The 16,864-nt window shown below is 37.0% G+C and carries 13 protein-coding genes; 1 reads left to right on the top strand and 12 read right to left on the bottom strand.

The window, feature by feature from the left end; all coding sequences use genetic code 11:
- Positions 1-6: 6 nt before the first annotated feature.
- From C6P39_RS01155 to C6P39_RS01200, 10 genes are all read right to left on the bottom strand, one after another.
- Entirely contained in the window at positions 7-1,422 is a 1,416-nt protein-coding gene (locus C6P39_RS01155; RefSeq protein ID WP_104802487.1) for a lipopolysaccharide biosynthesis protein, read from the bottom strand.
- Entirely contained in the window at positions 1,400-2,692 is a 1,293-nt protein-coding gene (locus C6P39_RS01160; RefSeq protein WP_158661420.1) for an O-antigen polymerase, read from the bottom strand. The genes C6P39_RS01155 and C6P39_RS01160 overlap by 23 nt, the downstream gene beginning before the upstream one ends.
- Before the next feature lie 105 nt (positions 2,693-2,797).
- Complete coding sequence (locus tag C6P39_RS01165; protein WP_104802489.1) at positions 2,798-3,472, bottom strand: hypothetical protein; 675 nt, start codon at positions 3,470-3,472, stop codon at positions 2,798-2,800.
- 21 nt (positions 3,473-3,493) lie between these two features.
- On the bottom strand, positions 3,494-4,315 hold the full coding sequence (locus C6P39_RS01170) for a LicD family protein (protein ID WP_104802490.1): 822 nt from the start codon (positions 4,313-4,315) through the stop codon (positions 3,494-3,496).
- A gap of 19 nt (positions 4,316-4,334) precedes the next feature.
- Positions 4,335-5,159, bottom strand: a complete 825-nt coding sequence (locus C6P39_RS01175; RefSeq protein WP_104802491.1) for a LicD family protein — start codon at positions 5,157-5,159, stop codon at positions 4,335-4,337.
- A gap of 24 nt (positions 5,160-5,183) precedes the next feature.
- Positions 5,184-6,242 (bottom strand): glycosyltransferase family 2 protein, encoded by a 1,059-nt coding sequence (locus C6P39_RS01180; RefSeq protein ID WP_104802492.1) that lies wholly within the window; start codon positions 6,240-6,242, stop codon positions 5,184-5,186.
- Positions 6,243-6,312: 70 nt separating this feature from the next.
- On the bottom strand, positions 6,313-7,704 hold the full coding sequence (locus C6P39_RS01185) for a sugar transferase (protein ID WP_242986858.1): 1,392 nt from the start codon (positions 7,702-7,704) through the stop codon (positions 6,313-6,315).
- 188 nt (positions 7,705-7,892) lie between these two features.
- Entirely contained in the window at positions 7,893-8,846 is a 954-nt protein-coding gene (locus tag C6P39_RS01190; RefSeq protein ID WP_104805827.1) for a glycosyltransferase family 2 protein, read from the bottom strand.
- A 56-nt stretch (positions 8,847-8,902) separates the two neighbouring features.
- The gene (locus tag C6P39_RS01195) at positions 8,903-10,729 is read right to left on the bottom strand and encodes a glycosyltransferase family 2 protein (RefSeq protein WP_104802493.1); all 1,827 of its coding nucleotides are present in this window, start codon (positions 10,727-10,729) and stop codon (positions 8,903-8,905) included.
- A gap of 39 nt (positions 10,730-10,768) precedes the next feature.
- Positions 10,769-11,824, bottom strand: coding sequence for an acyltransferase (locus tag C6P39_RS01200; protein ID WP_104802494.1), 1,056 nt, complete (start codon positions 11,822-11,824; stop codon positions 10,769-10,771).
- A 128-nt stretch (positions 11,825-11,952) separates the two neighbouring features.
- Between C6P39_RS01200 and C6P39_RS01205 the strand changes: the two genes are divergently transcribed.
- A complete protein-coding gene (locus tag C6P39_RS01205) occupies positions 11,953-12,906 on the top strand; it encodes a glycosyltransferase family 2 protein (protein ID WP_104802495.1) in 954 nt (317 codons plus the stop codon).
- Positions 12,907-12,955: 49 nt separating this feature from the next.
- Here C6P39_RS01205 and C6P39_RS01210 read toward each other — a convergent pair whose 3' ends face one another.
- Together C6P39_RS01210 and C6P39_RS01215 are read right to left on the bottom strand one after the other, a co-directional pair.
- Complete coding sequence (locus C6P39_RS01210; protein ID WP_104802496.1) at positions 12,956-14,377, bottom strand: ArnT family glycosyltransferase; 1,422 nt, start codon at positions 14,375-14,377, stop codon at positions 12,956-12,958.
- A gap of 12 nt (positions 14,378-14,389) precedes the next feature.
- Positions 14,390-16,843 carry a glycosyltransferase family 2 protein gene (locus tag C6P39_RS01215; RefSeq protein WP_207657101.1) on the bottom strand — a complete coding sequence of 818 codons (2,454 nt, stop codon included), beginning with the start codon at positions 16,841-16,843 and terminating at the stop codon, positions 14,390-14,392.
- Positions 16,844-16,864 lie beyond the last annotated feature (21 nt).

Genomic DNA, 16,864 nt, shown 5'->3' on the forward strand with positions numbered 1-16,864 from the left:
TCCTTCCTATTTTGTTCTTAAAACTTTCCGCATAATTTCAACTATATCGCTAAAAGTCTTCCTCTTCCAAAACAAGTAGCAGACATAGGCTGTACCATATATAACAACCATAAGCCAGGAGTCAAAAAACCATCCCGATATAATAAACAGCAAGGACAGCCCCCACTCAGCAGCCATATCCTTCCATAAAGAATAATTTAAATAACGACTGATTAAAATTTCTCCTGCACTACACCTTATACCTATCAGTATTGTTAAAGATGCTATTGCCAATACCAAATTATCCATTCCATAAACCAAAACGCCTGCAGTCATTAATGTGAATATCACTGACCCCCAGTTAATAAACATAATTGCTTTTTCTTTCCGCAGAACCTTCAGATAAGTGTTCACTAACATTGTCATCTTGCTCTCAAATACACACATTGGGAATAATAACGCCATGTATTTTAAACTATCTGCATATTGGGGCAGCCACCAGGATAATATTACCCTTGCCGGGTAATAAATAATCAGCAATCCCAGAACAAAAATCATTAATACATTTCTTATTTTTATGTAAATATCAACATATTTATCCATAGAAATGTTTTTAAGCATGGGATACAGTACAATACTCACCGCGCTGATAAATGTAATTAACAAGTTGGAAGCTGTAATACTGAGAGAAACTTTTCCAAATGTCTCAACGGACCAATGGTTTTGTATTGTCCATCTCACGATTCCTAATAATAGCTGACTTGCTATATTGGCAAACATTAGTTTAATTCCAACGGTAACATTTATCCATGCTTCCCCAAAACCGTTTATTAGATTTGAAATTTTCCGAAAAATAATATCTTTGCACTCATGTGATAAGAGAATTAAAGTCACTCCCCGGGCAAAGAGATCGGCTCCTATCAGTAACTTATATTCTCTGTACCCAAAGGCAAGACAAATTATCACTAAACAAGCATATATAATTTTCTCAAATAAATAATTTCTGGCATAATCTACAATCCTATTAGTAGTTTGTAAAATATACTGAAGGAAAGTCCTTGGTATCTGTAGTATACAGCATAGACTGACTGCTGATATAACAGTATGTTTATCAGAATCAGAAATACCAAAGTTAGCAAATATGTTAATCAGTAAACATATAACAAATTCTGCAAATGTAAGTAGCCAAAATTGCCGGGTAAAGTATTCTTTATCAAGCTCCTCGTACTTTTTTCCTCCAAACCGCAAATAGACCCCATCAGCCCACCCGAAATGGAGAAAGCCAATATAAGAGGAATAAAATAAATATAATTGCCAATAGGAATATTCTTTTATCCCTAGTACCTTTGGCACAAAAAGAACCAGCAACATAGAAATAAAAGTGTTGCTGCCATTTGCCAAAACAGAATACGATAGATTTTTAAGGAGCTTTTTTACTTTCATGTACTAAACGCCCTTTCAAATATTGAGGAGCTTTAATCAGCGCTATATAAGAAATTGCCATATATATAAATAAATTCAAGGTTCCTAATGAAACATAATTAGACAAAAACAATTCATCTATACCCTGCATAACTAATGAATGCGCTAAAATAGAAAACAGGATTATCAGTAAAATACTGGAATATTTTTTCATAAAATAATATAGCAGCCCCCAGAAGCATCCCAGATAAAACTGGATGATATACATTCCCACGTACCCATAGTCATTAATATATCTTCTCAATGAGGTATAGACATTTCCTGATACCCCATTAAAATCAACAAATTCCAAATGCCTGCTGGTATCTGCGGCACATAATCCGAGTCGGTTTAAAACCGCATAAATTCCATATAAAGTTTCATTTCCAACCATCTGGATGTTATCATTAAAATTCTTCAAAAATTCATCAAAGGATGGTATAGAGAGTCCAATATAAAATGCAATTGTATCTATGATAGATTTACTGTTAAATCTGCTGGCCACCATACCCAAAAGCACAAATACCAACAGAAACAATGACAGAGTAATAATACCAAGCCCTATAATATTTAACGGACTAATATGTTTCCATTTTTCCTTCTTTGCATGTAATAAAACATATAGCATGAAAAAATATACAAGCCATGAAATGGCAAATCCTCTTGTAACAGTTCCCACTGCCTGAATGATAAAGGCTATCCCTATGGGCAGCAGTGAAATCATGTCAATTATTTTGGTTCTTTTATTTACGAAATTATTTAAAAACTGCCATCCATATATAAAAGATAGCGCCTGCGTAAAAACCAATATGTGATTTAAAGCCTTACTCCGGCTATAACCTTTTACTAAAGTCATCTTACGTGCAAACGATAGCATTGATTTATAACCGTCTGTATTCCCCCCCTGTAAAGATAACATATAAATATAATGAAGCGTCTTGCTTAAAAAGAGCAACATTATGAATATAACTAAAACTGTAACAATGAACGGTATTTCTATTCTTTTTTCCTCTTCCACGATTTTTGCTTTCCAAATTTCCACTGTACCAGTATGATCACAAACAGACTTTGCAAACATTTCGCCAAATCCAAAAATAAGAACACCTGTTACTATAATTAAAACAGTAAAATATGATAGTGAAAACTCCCATTTTTTCATATACAGCGCTGCTGTCACAGTACTAAGAAGATACATGGCAACCGTAAGAACAAACGGTGATAAAATTTCTTTTCCACTAATTAGATATGCCATTATCAACATAACTCCTAAAAAAGCAATCAACACATAACAACTCATATCTGCCAATGTATATCTCTATACATATCCTCCTGTTTATAGTTTCTGCTTTCAAGCATTTTAATTTTTCTTATTCTTTGTAATTATTTTAATACCCAAATAAGTCAAAGATAACATTAATCCCAAAATCATGCTCATTCCCATATATAATAACGTATTTACCTTTTCTTCTCCCGCTGATAAAACCTCCTGCTTCTGATCAATCTCTTTAACTACTTTATACTGTAAATTCTCATCAGTCATTTTCACCAAATCAGTTGCATATTCTAAATAACACGATAAAACCTCACTGCTGGCATTCTTAAATACCTCCTCTTCCGCATCAGATATTTCTGCGGAATAAACTATGCTATACATTGTAGAGGATGCAAATCTCTTTATAGTTATCTTATCAAGCAACCAGTTACGTTTACTTTTGTTATCCATATTATCCCAATCGGAAACTAAATCTTTTATCTTTCCATTCTTATCTAACAGTTCCACGCAATCGTTGATTAAAACTTCATCCTGCCACACCGACGTATAATCATAAACAGCAGCAGTTCCATCACCCAAATAATTATAACTAGAAATATCAAAACAGACAACAAGCCCCTCTATCATCTTACTTCTGGGCTCTATTTCTTCTTTTCCATTAATTTTATATAAGACAAAAAAACAAATTATTGTGCCCAAAATAAAAATAATAGCCATTGCTTTCCCATATTCTTTCCACTTTCCTTTAATTCTCTCCATTTAAGTACTCCTATTCTATATTTAATCCCACTCAATCTTTCTTACTCTTATACTATGCGTCTTCCTATCCTTTTCCGGTGGCAATTCCATATAACCCCCGTATATATTTCTTAAATATATATCATAATTAGCAGGTGCCCAGAATAAATTCTCTTCAAATTGAAGTTCTATTTTTTCCTTGCAGTCACGGTACAGCCACCGCTCTTTTGTACCTGCCATTCCTGAAACTGCAGCAACATATTTATGGCGCCGACTATCAAATAACATACCTATTTTTTCACACAAATATGCCAGCCTAAATTTTCCAATTACCTTTGCCAGAGGCCTGATTAAATTTTTAAATACCTTTTTATTTCTGGATAAACCTGAATTTGTTTTTGAAGTTGCCGCTGACATAAGTACCCGGAAAAAATAATAAATTTTCTCATATAGAAGATAAACTATCTTTGTATCAGGAACAAAAACAATAGGGAATATATCCATTCCGACATAGGGACAGTCATCATCTACCACATATGCCTCTTCCTTATGATAATCTTTTCTGATATATCTGGCATAATCCCGGGCAAAAGTTTTATCTCTTATAGAAACAATTTGCCGGTGAGATGTTTTATTCTCAAATTCATCTTTCAACGACAGCAGTTTCTCGTAATCTTTTCTAAGCATCATAATATCAGTGTCATCGTCCCATGGGATAAATCCTTTATGACGCACTGCACCTATCAAGGTACCTCCTCCCAAATAATAGGAGATTTTCTTTTCTCTGCAAAACTGGTCAAACTCTATCATCAACTCAAGATTCAATGCCTGTATTGTTTTAATATCCGTTATATATTCTTCCATCAAAAGCTCCTTAAAGATTTTATTTGGTAGAAACAAACTCTGCACTATGTTTATTTCTATCGTTCTCTGGAGGCGGTGTCATATAGTCCGGACCATATATGGCTGTTAACACCGCTTTTGCATTGACAGGTCCCTTATATCTTGAACCTTCAAACTCATAAAAAGCGCCATCACCCTGATCTTCGTAATTAAAAGTTTCCTTAAATCCAAACCCACCAGTAAAATCACAAACCTTCTTACAATCTTCATAGTTATATTTTTGCAACTGTTTATCCAGCTTTAAAATATATTTCCGATAATCTTTATTGCGGGTAAATATAGGCAGACCTACAATTTTAACAATGATATTATTAATAAACCCTCTCTTTCTTACAACATTAACAACATCGTCATACTGTGCTATTTTACTTCTACTTTCAAAATATACCAATTTAACTTTATGGATAAGATTTAATATTGGATTGTTCGGCAAACCATCTAATGGAAAAATGTCAATCCATGCATCCAAAACCTGAGGGTTATTCGTCGCTTTAGCAATAATTTTATAGTTTCTATTTGCCAGCAAAATTTTATCCCAACGGCTTTCCGGATTATGGTGTATATCAGCAACGTATATTGGTTCTTTAACTTCTTTACCAGCTACTTTCCAAAACTTTTCATAATCCGGCCTTGGCATAACAACATCTATATCATCATCCCACGGTATGAAACCTTTATGGCGCACAGCACCCAGCAATGTACCTCCTGTAAGATAATATCGCAACTTATATTTCTCGCAAATCTCAACAAATACATCTAATATTTTTTTCTCTTCTAATTGCAGTTTGCGTAATTCAGTCTCCATTCTACCTCTCCTAAAATAACTATTTTACCGCCTTGCCTTTAACCTGGAAAATAATTTTGTATTTCTGGTTTTCACGAAAGTAATAATCTGTGCTTCCAGTAATGTTAATGTCACATTCTTTAATTTTATGGGCACCAGCATCATTTTCATATAAAAAGATTTTGGTTTTGCAAGTTCCAATGTCTGCTTAACTCGCTGTTTCCCCAACATCATCTTTACCTTATTACGCTTTTCTCCATATGTAAGATTACAATTAGGATTTGTCAAATTTTCAACACATCCAATAAAACGTTCAATATATCTCCGGGCAATCACTTCTTTGCTCTCCGAATTATGGACATTCCATTCTTTATAGAGCCCAATCATCCAACTATGCTCTTCCTCCCTTTTTTCGTACATATTAGGACGATATGCCGCTGTCTCGGATTCCGCACGTTTTCTTATAAAATGGTAGTACTGTTTAGAGGTTACTGAAACTCTCTCTATATTACGCACAATACTAATATTAAAAGGAAAATCATCCCAAAAAGTTTGAGGGAATTTCAAATTGTTTCCTTTAATATATTTTGTCTCAAAAAGTTTATTCCATGGTGTATAAAGCAAATTTCTATCAAATAATTTATGTGCATTCTCCCTGAAAGTCCTTTGTTCCAAATATAGTGCGTCCTCTGCAACAAAATTATCCTGCCTGTACTCAGTATCCGTATAATAAGTATCAATATAAAAACCAGCGACTACAAGCTGAGCGTTACTGCTCTTTGCTAAATCGTACATTTCCTCAAGCATAGTGGATTCTGCCCAGTCGTCTGAATCCATAAAATACAGGTATTCCCCTTTTGCCATATCTATTGCTGAATTTCTTGCACTGGGAGCACCCCCGTTTTCTTTGTGTATAACATGTATTCTTTTATCACTTGCAGCGTATTGATCACAAATATCACCGCTTTTATCAGGGGTACCGTCGTCCACAATTAAAAATTCAAATTCTTTAAGGGTTTGTGACAAAATACTTTCAATGGCCTTGCCTACATATTTTTCCACTTTATAAACTGGCATAATTACACTTACTTTAATATCTGACATTATAATTAAAATCTCCTATTCTAAATTTTTGCACATACAAACACAATACATATTATAAACTTTACTGGTTCTATTCTTCATCATCTCCAAATATTAACAAACCTTCCAGTTCCGATTCAGTTTCCAGTTCAAATGCCTCTGTACTGTCTGACTTCAACAAAACAATAGCCGTTTGAAACAACAACTGAATATCCTTCCAGATAGAATATTTCTCAATATATAATAAATCCATCATCAACTTATCCTTCGGTGAAGTATTATATTTTCCAGCTATCTGGGCATATCCTGTCAATCCCGCCTTAACTCTCAAACGATATTTAAACTCTGGCAATTCTTCTGTATAAGCATTCACATTTTCCAGCATCTCGGGCCGTGGCCCCACAAAACTCATATCCCCCTTCAAAATATTTAATAATTGCGGAAGCTCATCCAGCCTGGTTTTCCTCAAAATTTTGCCGGGAGGCGTAATCCGGTCATCCTCCTTCGTTACAGAGCGGTTTTCTACATTTTCTTTCATAGTCCTAAATTTATATACTTCAAAAACTCTTCCATTTAAGGTTGCTCTTTTCTGTTTGAATAATACCTTCCCATGGTCATGTGACTTAATCATGAATGCACTAATCACCCATACAGGGAAACTTATAACCCCAAACAAAACTGCAAGGAGCAAATCCATAGACCGCTTCACAAGACGCTGTTCCAAAGTCAAAGTTTTCACATTATAATTAAATACACTGATATCATCCAAAAGATAATTTTCAGAGTTCGCTTCCACTATATCCGATATTTCCGGTGTAAAATAAACATTTTTCCTATATTCATAACAGTAGTTAATGATTTCTGTCCGCTCTAAGACCGGAATATCACAAATAAAAACTGTATTTACTTTTTTTAAGGCTTCAAATACTTTCTTACTTTTATAATTTACCACATAATTAATTTTGTATTGTTTTTTGTATTTCATGACCCCCCTCAGCACCCGTTTTAACCCTACTTTAGATGCTATAATCACACAACAACTTTCAGGCTCATGCAGATAAAAATAAAAGGCATTTCCTCCATATACAAATAAAATTATAATCAGCAACTGTACCAACATAGTTATGAGCAGCCATTCCAGACTTGTAAAACGGAATGCATGAATATTAGGAATAATCGTATTCATTATCATCAGCTCCAGATAAGTTACGATATCCGTAAATACAATAGCCAAGAAAAGAGAATAAATTATAGGTTTGCTTTTTCTCCGTCCAATATCATATGTCCCATATATTTTCAAAAAAAGCATCCCCACAATTATAAAGGTAAGTAGTGTGCTTCCCATCGTCCTGGAGACAATCATCAACGGCCTATTTTTATAAGACATTATCAGAAAAAAAGTACCCAAGAGCAAAACATATAAAATTATCTTTAAAAATAACAATAAACTTTTATCCAGTTTTTTCAAATATTTTTTCAACATATCTAAGTCCTTTATTTTCTCTTTAACTTCACACCAGTTATGTGTATTCTGTAATTCGTTTATGACTTAATCCGGTAAATTATAACATACCTTGTTTATATTTACAATGGTTCTAAAAACATGGCTGGTCATGGAATGGATAGAAGTTACTGTTCGTAGACCCGCCAAATAGCTTCACATTCTTTGCATCACAAAATTCTGGTTATTATATTCTTGTATAACCAAAACTGTATACACCAAATTCTACTTTTTTTGATGTTTTTACCTAAGACTTTTTTGTTTTTCTTGGAAATCTGAATCCCATTTTTGATTCCTGCTAAATACTCCCTGCCAAACCCCTTACATGCAAAAAACACCGCCTTTATCCCAAATCCCACTAGAAACAGCGGAAAATTCAGTACAATCTGCCAAAGCGGCATATTTTTATATATCATATACACATTATTTCTGGACGAATATCTGATTTTAAATAAGTTATACCTGGAACCACTGGTGCCGCTGCCTACATGGTAAACACGGGCATTTGGACAAAACCAGTTCTCATACCCATAAAGGCGTGCCCGATACCCAATATCCAAATCTTCCAGATAGGCAAAATGCTCCTCATCGAAACAGCCGATTTCATTTAAAATACTTTTTCTATAAATAGCCGCTCCGGCACAGGAGGCAAATATCTTCTTTCTTTCATTATAGTTCTTTTCCGGCTTTCCTTTTCCATCTGCGAAAGCCCATCCCAGGGCACAGTAATAATTCCCCGCATCATCTATCTTGCCTTTATCATGCATCTGCAGCATTTTCGCCTGGCAGGAAAATATATCAGGACTTTTTTTAATATCCTGAACCAAAGCCTTAATAAAGCCTTCCTGGACGATCGTGTCATTATTGAGGAGCAGAATATACTTTGCCTGTGATGTATGGATTCCAGCATTTACTGCTCCGCAGAACCCCGTATTCTCTTTTAATGCAATAATTCTGACCTGCGGGTAATTCTCTTTCAGATATGTGACACTGCCATCTTCTGATCCGTTATCTACCACTACTATTTCAAATGAAGGAAAATCCTGCACAAGCAGTGCATCCAGACAATCCTTCAAATATTTTTTTCCATTAAAATTCGGAATGATCACCGATACTTCATACATGTTTTCTGGAAACCTTTCTGACACAGCCTTATGCTAAATGCTGTGTCCTGAGATTTTTATTCTTTTGGCCGCAGGGAATAGTTCCACTTTGTAAGAGAGAGGTTTTTGTTATAATAGGGATCCCCTTCCTTTAGCAGCCTCTCCCAACGGCAGCGCATAAATTCAATCTCACTTTGAAATCTCCGCACTTTCTCTTTGCTGTCCTCTGTTCCCCGGCTTTTTGACTCATAATGATACAGTTCTGCAAAGGGATCATAAACCACCAGATATCCCTTCTGCCGAACACGGAGGCAGAAATCCACATCATTGAAGGCAACGGTAAGCTTCTCTTCAAAACCACTGACTTCAAAAAATACATCCTGTTTTACCATCATACATGCAGCCGTAACCGCGCTTAAATCCTGCTGCAGAGAAGCCTTGTGCAGGTAACCGGTGCGCTCTCCCGGCATGTCCACAAACATATGCCCCGCGATTCCGCCTATACCGATAACCGTACCTGCATGCTGAATGGTGCCATCCGGATAGTATAATTTAGCGCCCACAATTCCTGTATCCGGTCTCTGGCAGTGTCCCAGCATCTCTTCTATCCAATTAGCTGAAATGACTTCCATATCATTATTTAAAAACAGAAGATATTCGCCCCTGGCCTTTTTTGCAGCGTAATTGTTTATAGCCGAATAGTTAAATGGTTTCTCCCACTTTAAAAGACGTATTTTATCCTGTCTTCTCAGTTCACGGTAATAAGAAAAAATCTCGTCTGTCTTACTATTATTTTCTACAATAAGAATTTCGTAATTCTGATATGTTGACTTATTTAAAATGGAATCTATGCACTTTTTCAAAGCTTCCTTCTCATCTTTATTAGGAATGATAATGGAAACTATGGGTAACTCCTGCACGGTGTACTCCACACGGTAAAAGCCATAATCTTTTGTATGGCTGACCTTCCCGCAAAGGCCGCAGCGCTTTAAATTGCCCTCAATAGCCCGCTTTCCTGCTTCATAGGCGTACATCTTGCTGGCAGGATTATCGGCAGTAGAAGCCTGGTGTGTCCGCCAATGGTATAAAATCTCCGGTATATGATGTATCTTCTTTGCGTTCTCCACACATCGGAATATAAAATCATAGTCCTGGGCACCGTCAAACTCTCTGCGAAACCCGCCTGTCTGCTCCATGATTCCCCGTCTCACCACAAAAAAATGGCAGATGTAATTATTTGCCCGAAGCAGATCCGGATTATAATCCGGCTTTAAATGGGGCTGAAAATGTTCCGACAGATCTGCTCTCACTTTATCCTCATCTGTATAGATCACATCAATATCCGGTTCTTTTTCCAGGGCTGACGCAACCTCATACAATGCATTAGGAGCAAGCAGATCGTCATGGTCTAAAAGCCCGAAATACTCCCCTGAAGCCATAGCAAATGCTGCATTTGTATTCTCTGCGATTCCGAGATTGCTCTCCAGTTTCTTCCAAACAATCCTGCTGTCCGAAGAGGCATACTCTTTCATTACAAATTCCATGGAAGCATCTTCCGGACTGGCATTGGCTATACACAGCTCCCAGTTGCCGTATGTCTGGTTTTTGAGAGAGTCTATCATTTCCCGCAGAAACCTTTCAGGTGTTCTATATGCCGGAACCACGACGCTGATCTTAGGATTGTATTTCCAGGTATGTTTCCGCTGCTTTTCCAAAATCTCGCTTGTAGGACGGTATGCCTCATACCATGGTCCATATGGGACTTCCTCCGGTTCAAATCTCTCATGCAGGCGAATCCAAAACTCTTTCAGACCATAGTGTTTTAAATAGCGGTATCCTTTTTGTATGGTATAAGGAGATAACTTCTTTATAATTCTTACCCATTGTAGCTTACTTTTTGACATATCCTCACCTTGACTCTATACATCTTTCAACGTTTTTATTTACGGCACCATAATTTTATTTAATAATGGTATCTTTTTTAAGATTATTACAATAAACAGACTAACACCATATACGACTGGTATAAAACCAATTCTCCACATTAAGCTGTTAGATGAAAGACCTGTAATTTGCTGCATATATGTCATAACAAGTATATGAATCATATAAACCCCCAAACTGCAGGATGATACAATAGATATAATTCTCTTTAACCAATCGTCGATGAGAATTTTATCCCATGGTATGTATTTGAATAGCACAAACACCGCCACTCCAAGCAGTACACTCGGGAAATACATATATTCAAACAGAAGCGTATTTTTTTCACCTTGGGATATTGAGGTCACCAATGTATAAAAATACCTAAATGCCGCGCCAACAATGCCTAGAACCCATAATACCACTCTGATATTTTTCGGTATTTCATTGTGAGATAATACGTAACCTAAAAGCACAAATATGAGATACCCTGAGCCCACGTAAAGCTGCATCCCCCCATTCCATCTGAATCCAACTATTTTAAATATACAAGGCATTACAGAATATAAAAGAAATTCTATGATTATCATATATATAAATATTTTATTAATCTTCTTACGTTCTTTCATAGCCTCTACAATCATAGATAAAACCGGAATGGATAAATAAATAGAAAAAAGAGGTATAAAAAACCAATATACATACTGAATTTCATTATTTGTGAACATAGAAATTATATCTTTTATGCCTCTTCCGTTTAAATCAATTTGCTCTGTCCAACTTTTCCATATCAGAAAAATCAAATCCCAAAAAAATAACGGAATCATCGTCCTTAATATCCTCTTTTTAAAAAAAGTCTTTGTATTATACTTTTTTCTGTAATCAATCAGTGTTGCACCAGTCAGCATAAAGAAAATGGGAACCGCCCAATAACAGACCACTTCAATTACTAAAGCCTCTCTCCAAGCAGAACTGTCACTAAATGAGTGAACTAAGCCATTTTGATGCAATGCTATAACACATATGCATGCCGCAATGTTCAACATATCATAATAAAGTATTCTTTTACCTTTCATCTCTTTTCCATCCCCTACAGCGTGTTTTAAATTCTTTGTACATTCTATCACATTTCTGGTTTAAAGGAAACCTTAAATATGCTATACTTAAAAAGATTGAGATTTACCAAACAACAGGAGGCGATATTTTGAAATTAAATAAAACACTATCTTTTGTCATTCCATGCTACTATTCAGAAAAAACTATATCCCTTGTAGTAAGCGATATATTTAAAGCTTTCCCGCAAGAGGATTATGAATATGAAATAATTCTTGTAAACGATGGCTCCAAGGATAATACATTCCCAGTATTAAAAGAACTGGCACAAAAATACCGACAGGTTACAGCCATTAACCTTGCCAAGAATTTCGGACAGGACGCAGCGCTCATGGCCGGATATACTTATGCCACCGGTGATTATATCATCTCACTGGACGATGACTGCCAGAATCCACCTGCTGAGGCCCACAAACTGATTGCAAAAATAGAGGAGGGCTATGATGCAGTCTTTGGCAAATATCATGTAAAACAACATAGTGCATTTAAAAACTGGGGAAGCCGTCTGAATGATAAGATGGCAACTCTGTTGCTCAAAAAGCCGAAAGACCTGACTTTGTGCAGCTACTTTATCATGAATTCTTTCGTAAAGGATGAGATGCTGCGGTACGACAGCGCTTTTCCTTATATATGGGGACTGATACTGCGTACAACAGATCATCTGACCAATGTCTTCATTGACCATAAAAAACGTGAGGTTGGTACAACCACATTTACTGTTAATAAACTGGTTATGCTCTGGCTAAATGGATTTACTTCATTTTCTGTAAAACCTCTCAGAATCGCCAGTTTTTTCGGCGGCTTCTTTGCATTTCTTGGTTTTCTACTCACTGTAATCATGGTCATACGGCAGTTTATCTGCCCGGATCCTATTATTGGATGGACATCTCTCATGTGTGCTCTGCTGATTGTCAGTGGTCTGAATATGCTGATGCTTGGTTTATTAGGTGAATATATAGGCAGGATTTTTATTTCTCAAAATAAATCGCCTCAGTTTGTCGTTCGGGAATGTTATAAAACCCCTCAGACACAGGAGAAAATATAGTAAAACCGGTCTGCAGTTTAAAACAACAACTGCAGACCGGTTTATATTTTTAAATATAGTTTGGTACAAAGACAAAGATATACACAGCTACGGCGGAAGCCATATACAGAATATCCAACCCTTTATAAACCCAAACCCTAATTTTTTCTTTTTTAATCAATTTCTCCATCAGATTCTGATACCCCAGCGTTATAAAATACATAAACGGTATGAGCATGGGCATTAGATATCGTCCCTGTGCCTGAAAGTCGCTGGAATATGCGTATTTCACCAACAGGATAAACGGAATTACCATAGCGGCCAACATGCAGATATGAAAATAGTTTTTTATATACCATTTTTTCTCTTTTCGTATCACGATATGCTCTGTTTTTCCCTTATCATCTTTCTGATATGTTACCTGTTTTTGAAGTCCGGTGACAAAAAACTGCCTGCGTAACTGAAAAAACAAACCAAATATTCCAAGTCCAAAAACAGTACAATACAGCAGGGTCCAAATCTTCGGCATAAATATATCCAGAAATCCAAATGTTCCCACAAAACTTACCACTACTGTCCCCAGCCAATTATGCCTCCACTGGCCAGGTACCCAGAAGAACATATCAACAATACTCATCCCTTGTCTCTCCGGTGTCATCCTGTTTGATGGCTTCAGATCTGTTCTAGCATACAGTTCTGCAAACTCAGAAGAAGTTTTCATTCCCAGTATATCTCCATGGTAAAGAAATCCATTTCTTATAAACCACCATCCCGCGCAAATAACCACAATAAGAGTGATCAGAATTCCCAGAGTAAACATTCTTTTCATATTATTCTGTCTGTCCTCACAGAATAATATACTTCCACAGAAAAAGAACACACTGCATAAAATAAACCCATATGCATTGTAATAAGATAATGCGCAAACTGACAGCGCCACGGCCAGCTCCACGGAAAGTTTTTTAGTCCATCCCTTTTTAACCGCTTTGACCCAGCACCATACAATCCATGATGTGGAAAACACTGCGATTGAATCTGTGTTGATATAGGAATGTATAAATAAAGAACCCGGCAGAAAACATACCAGCACTATAAAAAATCGGGCAGTTTCTTTTTTAAACATAGTCTTCCCTATTTTGATTGTCAGAGCTGCTGTAGCCATCCCAAAAATCACATTGACAAACCTTGCACCGATCACAGGAGCCATTGCTGACCCTGAAACCAGTGCTGCTGCTTTGCCAGTCACTGCACCCAGCATATAGGATAAGATTGGATTAAACGCATAGGAAATCCCCCACAGCTCATGGCGTATTTCCGGGTCTCCTCCATGGGGCAGCCGCCAGTGCTTCATAATATATTCCACTATCTGATACTTCATATCTTCATCCGGCGATGCATTATAAGGCTGAATCACCGCCCATGCAAGCAGAAACAAGCCGACTGCCAATACAAACAAAAATTCCGGCAGAATTGTTTTACATTTATTCTTCATCCTTCAGCACATTTAAATCCTTTTCAGTGAGAAATCCTGGCTGTCTAAAGTCAGGTTCGGGTTGTAATAGGGATCCCCATTTTTTAATATATCTGGCCAGCGCTCTTCAAATGTTTTTATTTCACGGTTAAAGCGAGCTACTTTTTCCGGAGTATCTTCCAATCCCCTGGACTTTGACTCATAATGATAAAGCTCTGCATAAGGGTTGTATACCACCAGGTATCCTGCCTGCTGTAATTTCATGCAGAAATCGATATCATTAAATGCTACCTGGAGTTCCTCACTCAGACCATTCACCTGCTCAAATGCTTTTCTCTTTACCATCATGCAGGCGGCAGTTACAGCGCTGTAATCCTGCGCACAGATAATCCTGTGGCAGTAGCCCGTAACGCCTCTCTTCTGCTGCACGAAACAGTGACCAGCTATTCCTCCAAACCCAATCACCACTCCTGCGTGCTGAATCGTATCATCTTCATAATAAAGACGTGCGCCTACAGCCCCAACATCTTCCCGCAAACAATAACCCAGCAATTCTTCCAGACAGTCTTCGTTGATAATCTCGGTATCATTATTCAGAAGAAGCAAATACTCTCCACGGGCATGTTCCACACCATAATTATTGATTGCAGAATAATTAAAAACACCCTTCCAATATACTACATGAATCTTTTCATTTGCTTTTTCCAATTCCTTGTAACAGGCAAAAGTCTCTTTTTCTGTACTGTTATTTTCTACAATGATAAACTCATAATTTTTATAGCTGCTCTTATTTTCTATAGAGTTGATACACCTTTTCAAGTCTTCAATATGATCCTTATTCGGTATTATAATAGAAATCAGTGGATCATAGTTTCTTATATACCTGGTCCGGTAAAGCCCTAAAAATTCTCCTGGATACACCTCCGCCGTGATTCCCAACCGGTTATAATGTGCCTGAACTGCCTTTCGTCCCGCATCAAAAGCATATCTCTTGCTTTCCGGATTTTCAGCCGTAGAGTCTTCATGGCAGCGCCAATGATACAAAATCTTTGGAATATGGCAGATATGCTCTCTTCCAGCTTCTTCCACACACCGGAATATAAAATCATAGTCCTGTGCTCCGTCAAATTCTCTGCGCAGCAGCCCTGTCCTGCAGAGTATGTCTCTTTTCACCACAAACAGATGACAGATATAATTTACTGTACATAGCAGGTCAATATTAAAGTCAGGCTTAAAATGCGGCTGAAAAAATTTATTACCATCCATAGTCATTTTATCTTCATCCGAATACAGAACCTGAATCTCTTTATTTTTATTCAGGGCTTTGACACATTCATACAAAGCATTCGGTGTCAAAGTATCATCGTGGTCTGCAAAAACAAGGAAGTCCCCGGAGGCAGCCCCTATGGCCGCATTTGTATTTTCTGATATTTGAAGCTGTTCCTTATGCGGTATTACAATAATCCTGGAATCCTTCCTTGCATACTCCTCCAACTTCTTTTTCAGGGGAGAATCTGAACCGCTGCCATCAGAAAGGCATAGTTCCCAATTGCTGTAAGTCTGCGCTTTCACAGAATCAATCATGCTATACAAGTATTTTTCCGGCGTCTTATAAAGAGGAACCACAATACTGAATTTAGGTTTCCACCCAAATACCTCTTTTTTCTGTGCTTCCAGTTCAGCAGCCTTAGGCAGATGTTTCGGCAGCCATTTAGAATATTCTACAGGTCTTTTATTGTAATTCTGTATTTTAGAATATATCTTGGATGAAAGTCCGGATAGTCCATGAAATTTAAGATACTTCACCCCTTTGTCAAAATACAGTACAGCTTTCTCCTGAACTATCCGGCTTTTTCGGAAACTCAGCCATTTTCCAATTTTCTGTTTTCCCGAGGTAAACACAAGAATAAAATCTGCAGTCGGAATATTTGCTGCCTCCAAATAAAATCCGCATGGCTCTGTAAGAGAATATTCCTTATACATTTCATCCACATCCGGACGCTGCATCCTTTGAACAACACAGGGGATTTTATTTCTCTCTGCATCCAACACCGTAATTTCTACGGCGCTGTCAAATGCTGCCCATCCCCTCACACTGCAATGCCTGTTTCCGGCGTCACATTTAACTTCCTCCAAATAAAATTGTGGTTTCCCCTGCTTTTTGATCAGATTTTTTACCGATATCGAATACCATAAAAACTTTTTTCCTTTTTCCGTTCCGTAAATGTTCAGTTTTTTATAACCGGTAATATCTTCGGGCAGTTCCACTGCCACGGTTATCTTTTCATTATGGAGGGAATCCAAATCCACAAATCGCTCCAACGCACTTACATTTTCCCACTGGGAAATCTCTGCAGGTACTGTAAGTCTATTGTCCAGAGATGCCATTACTTTTCCTTCTTTTGGAAAAGTCCCCTGCAATAAATAGCGGTTCGGATTCTCTAAATCAAATCTCTCACGTTTTACTACTGCTATATCCTGCTGCACCTGTACATCCTCCGTTCCCGG

The organism is Blautia marasmi, assembly GCF_900258535.1.
Taxonomy (GTDB): domain Bacteria; phylum Bacillota; class Clostridia; order Lachnospirales; family Lachnospiraceae; genus Blautia; species Blautia hominis.

What these genes read in the sequence shown, in the direction of transcription:
- C6P39_RS01185 (WP_242986858.1), bottom strand. Translation starts at nt 7,704, where the DNA reads ATGTTGAAAAAATATTTGAAAAAACTGGATAAAAGTTTATTGTTATTT.
- C6P39_RS01170 (WP_104802490.1), bottom strand. Translation starts at nt 4,315, where the DNA reads ATGGAAGAATATATAACGGATATTAAAACAATACAGGCATTGAATCTT.
- C6P39_RS01155 (WP_104802487.1), bottom strand. Translation starts at nt 1,422, where the DNA reads ATGAAAGTAAAAAAGCTCCTTAAAAATCTATCGTATTCTGTTTTGGCA.
- C6P39_RS01180 (WP_104802492.1), bottom strand. Translation starts at nt 6,242, where the DNA reads ATGTCAGATATTAAAGTAAGTGTAATTATGCCAGTTTATAAAGTGGAA.
- C6P39_RS01190 (WP_104805827.1), bottom strand. Translation starts at nt 8,846, where the DNA reads ATGTATGAAGTATCGGTGATCATTCCGAATTTTAATGGAAAAAAATAT.
- C6P39_RS01210 (WP_104802496.1), bottom strand. Translation starts at nt 14,377, where the DNA reads ATGAAGAATAAATGTAAAACAATTCTGCCGGAATTTTTGTTTGTATTG.
- C6P39_RS01175 (WP_104802491.1), bottom strand. Translation starts at nt 5,159, where the DNA reads ATGGAGACTGAATTACGCAAACTGCAATTAGAAGAGAAAAAAATATTA.
- C6P39_RS01165 (WP_104802489.1), bottom strand. Translation starts at nt 3,472, where the DNA reads ATGGAGAGAATTAAAGGAAAGTGGAAAGAATATGGGAAAGCAATGGCT.
- C6P39_RS01160 (WP_158661420.1), bottom strand. Translation starts at nt 2,692, where the DNA reads ATGGCATATCTAATTAGTGGAAAAGAAATTTTATCACCGTTTGTTCTT.
- C6P39_RS01200 (WP_104802494.1), bottom strand. Translation starts at nt 11,824, where the DNA reads ATGAAAGGTAAAAGAATACTTTATTATGATATGTTGAACATTGCGGCA.
- C6P39_RS01195 (WP_104802493.1), bottom strand. Translation starts at nt 10,729, where the DNA reads ATGTCAAAAAGTAAGCTACAATGGGTAAGAATTATAAAGAAGTTATCT.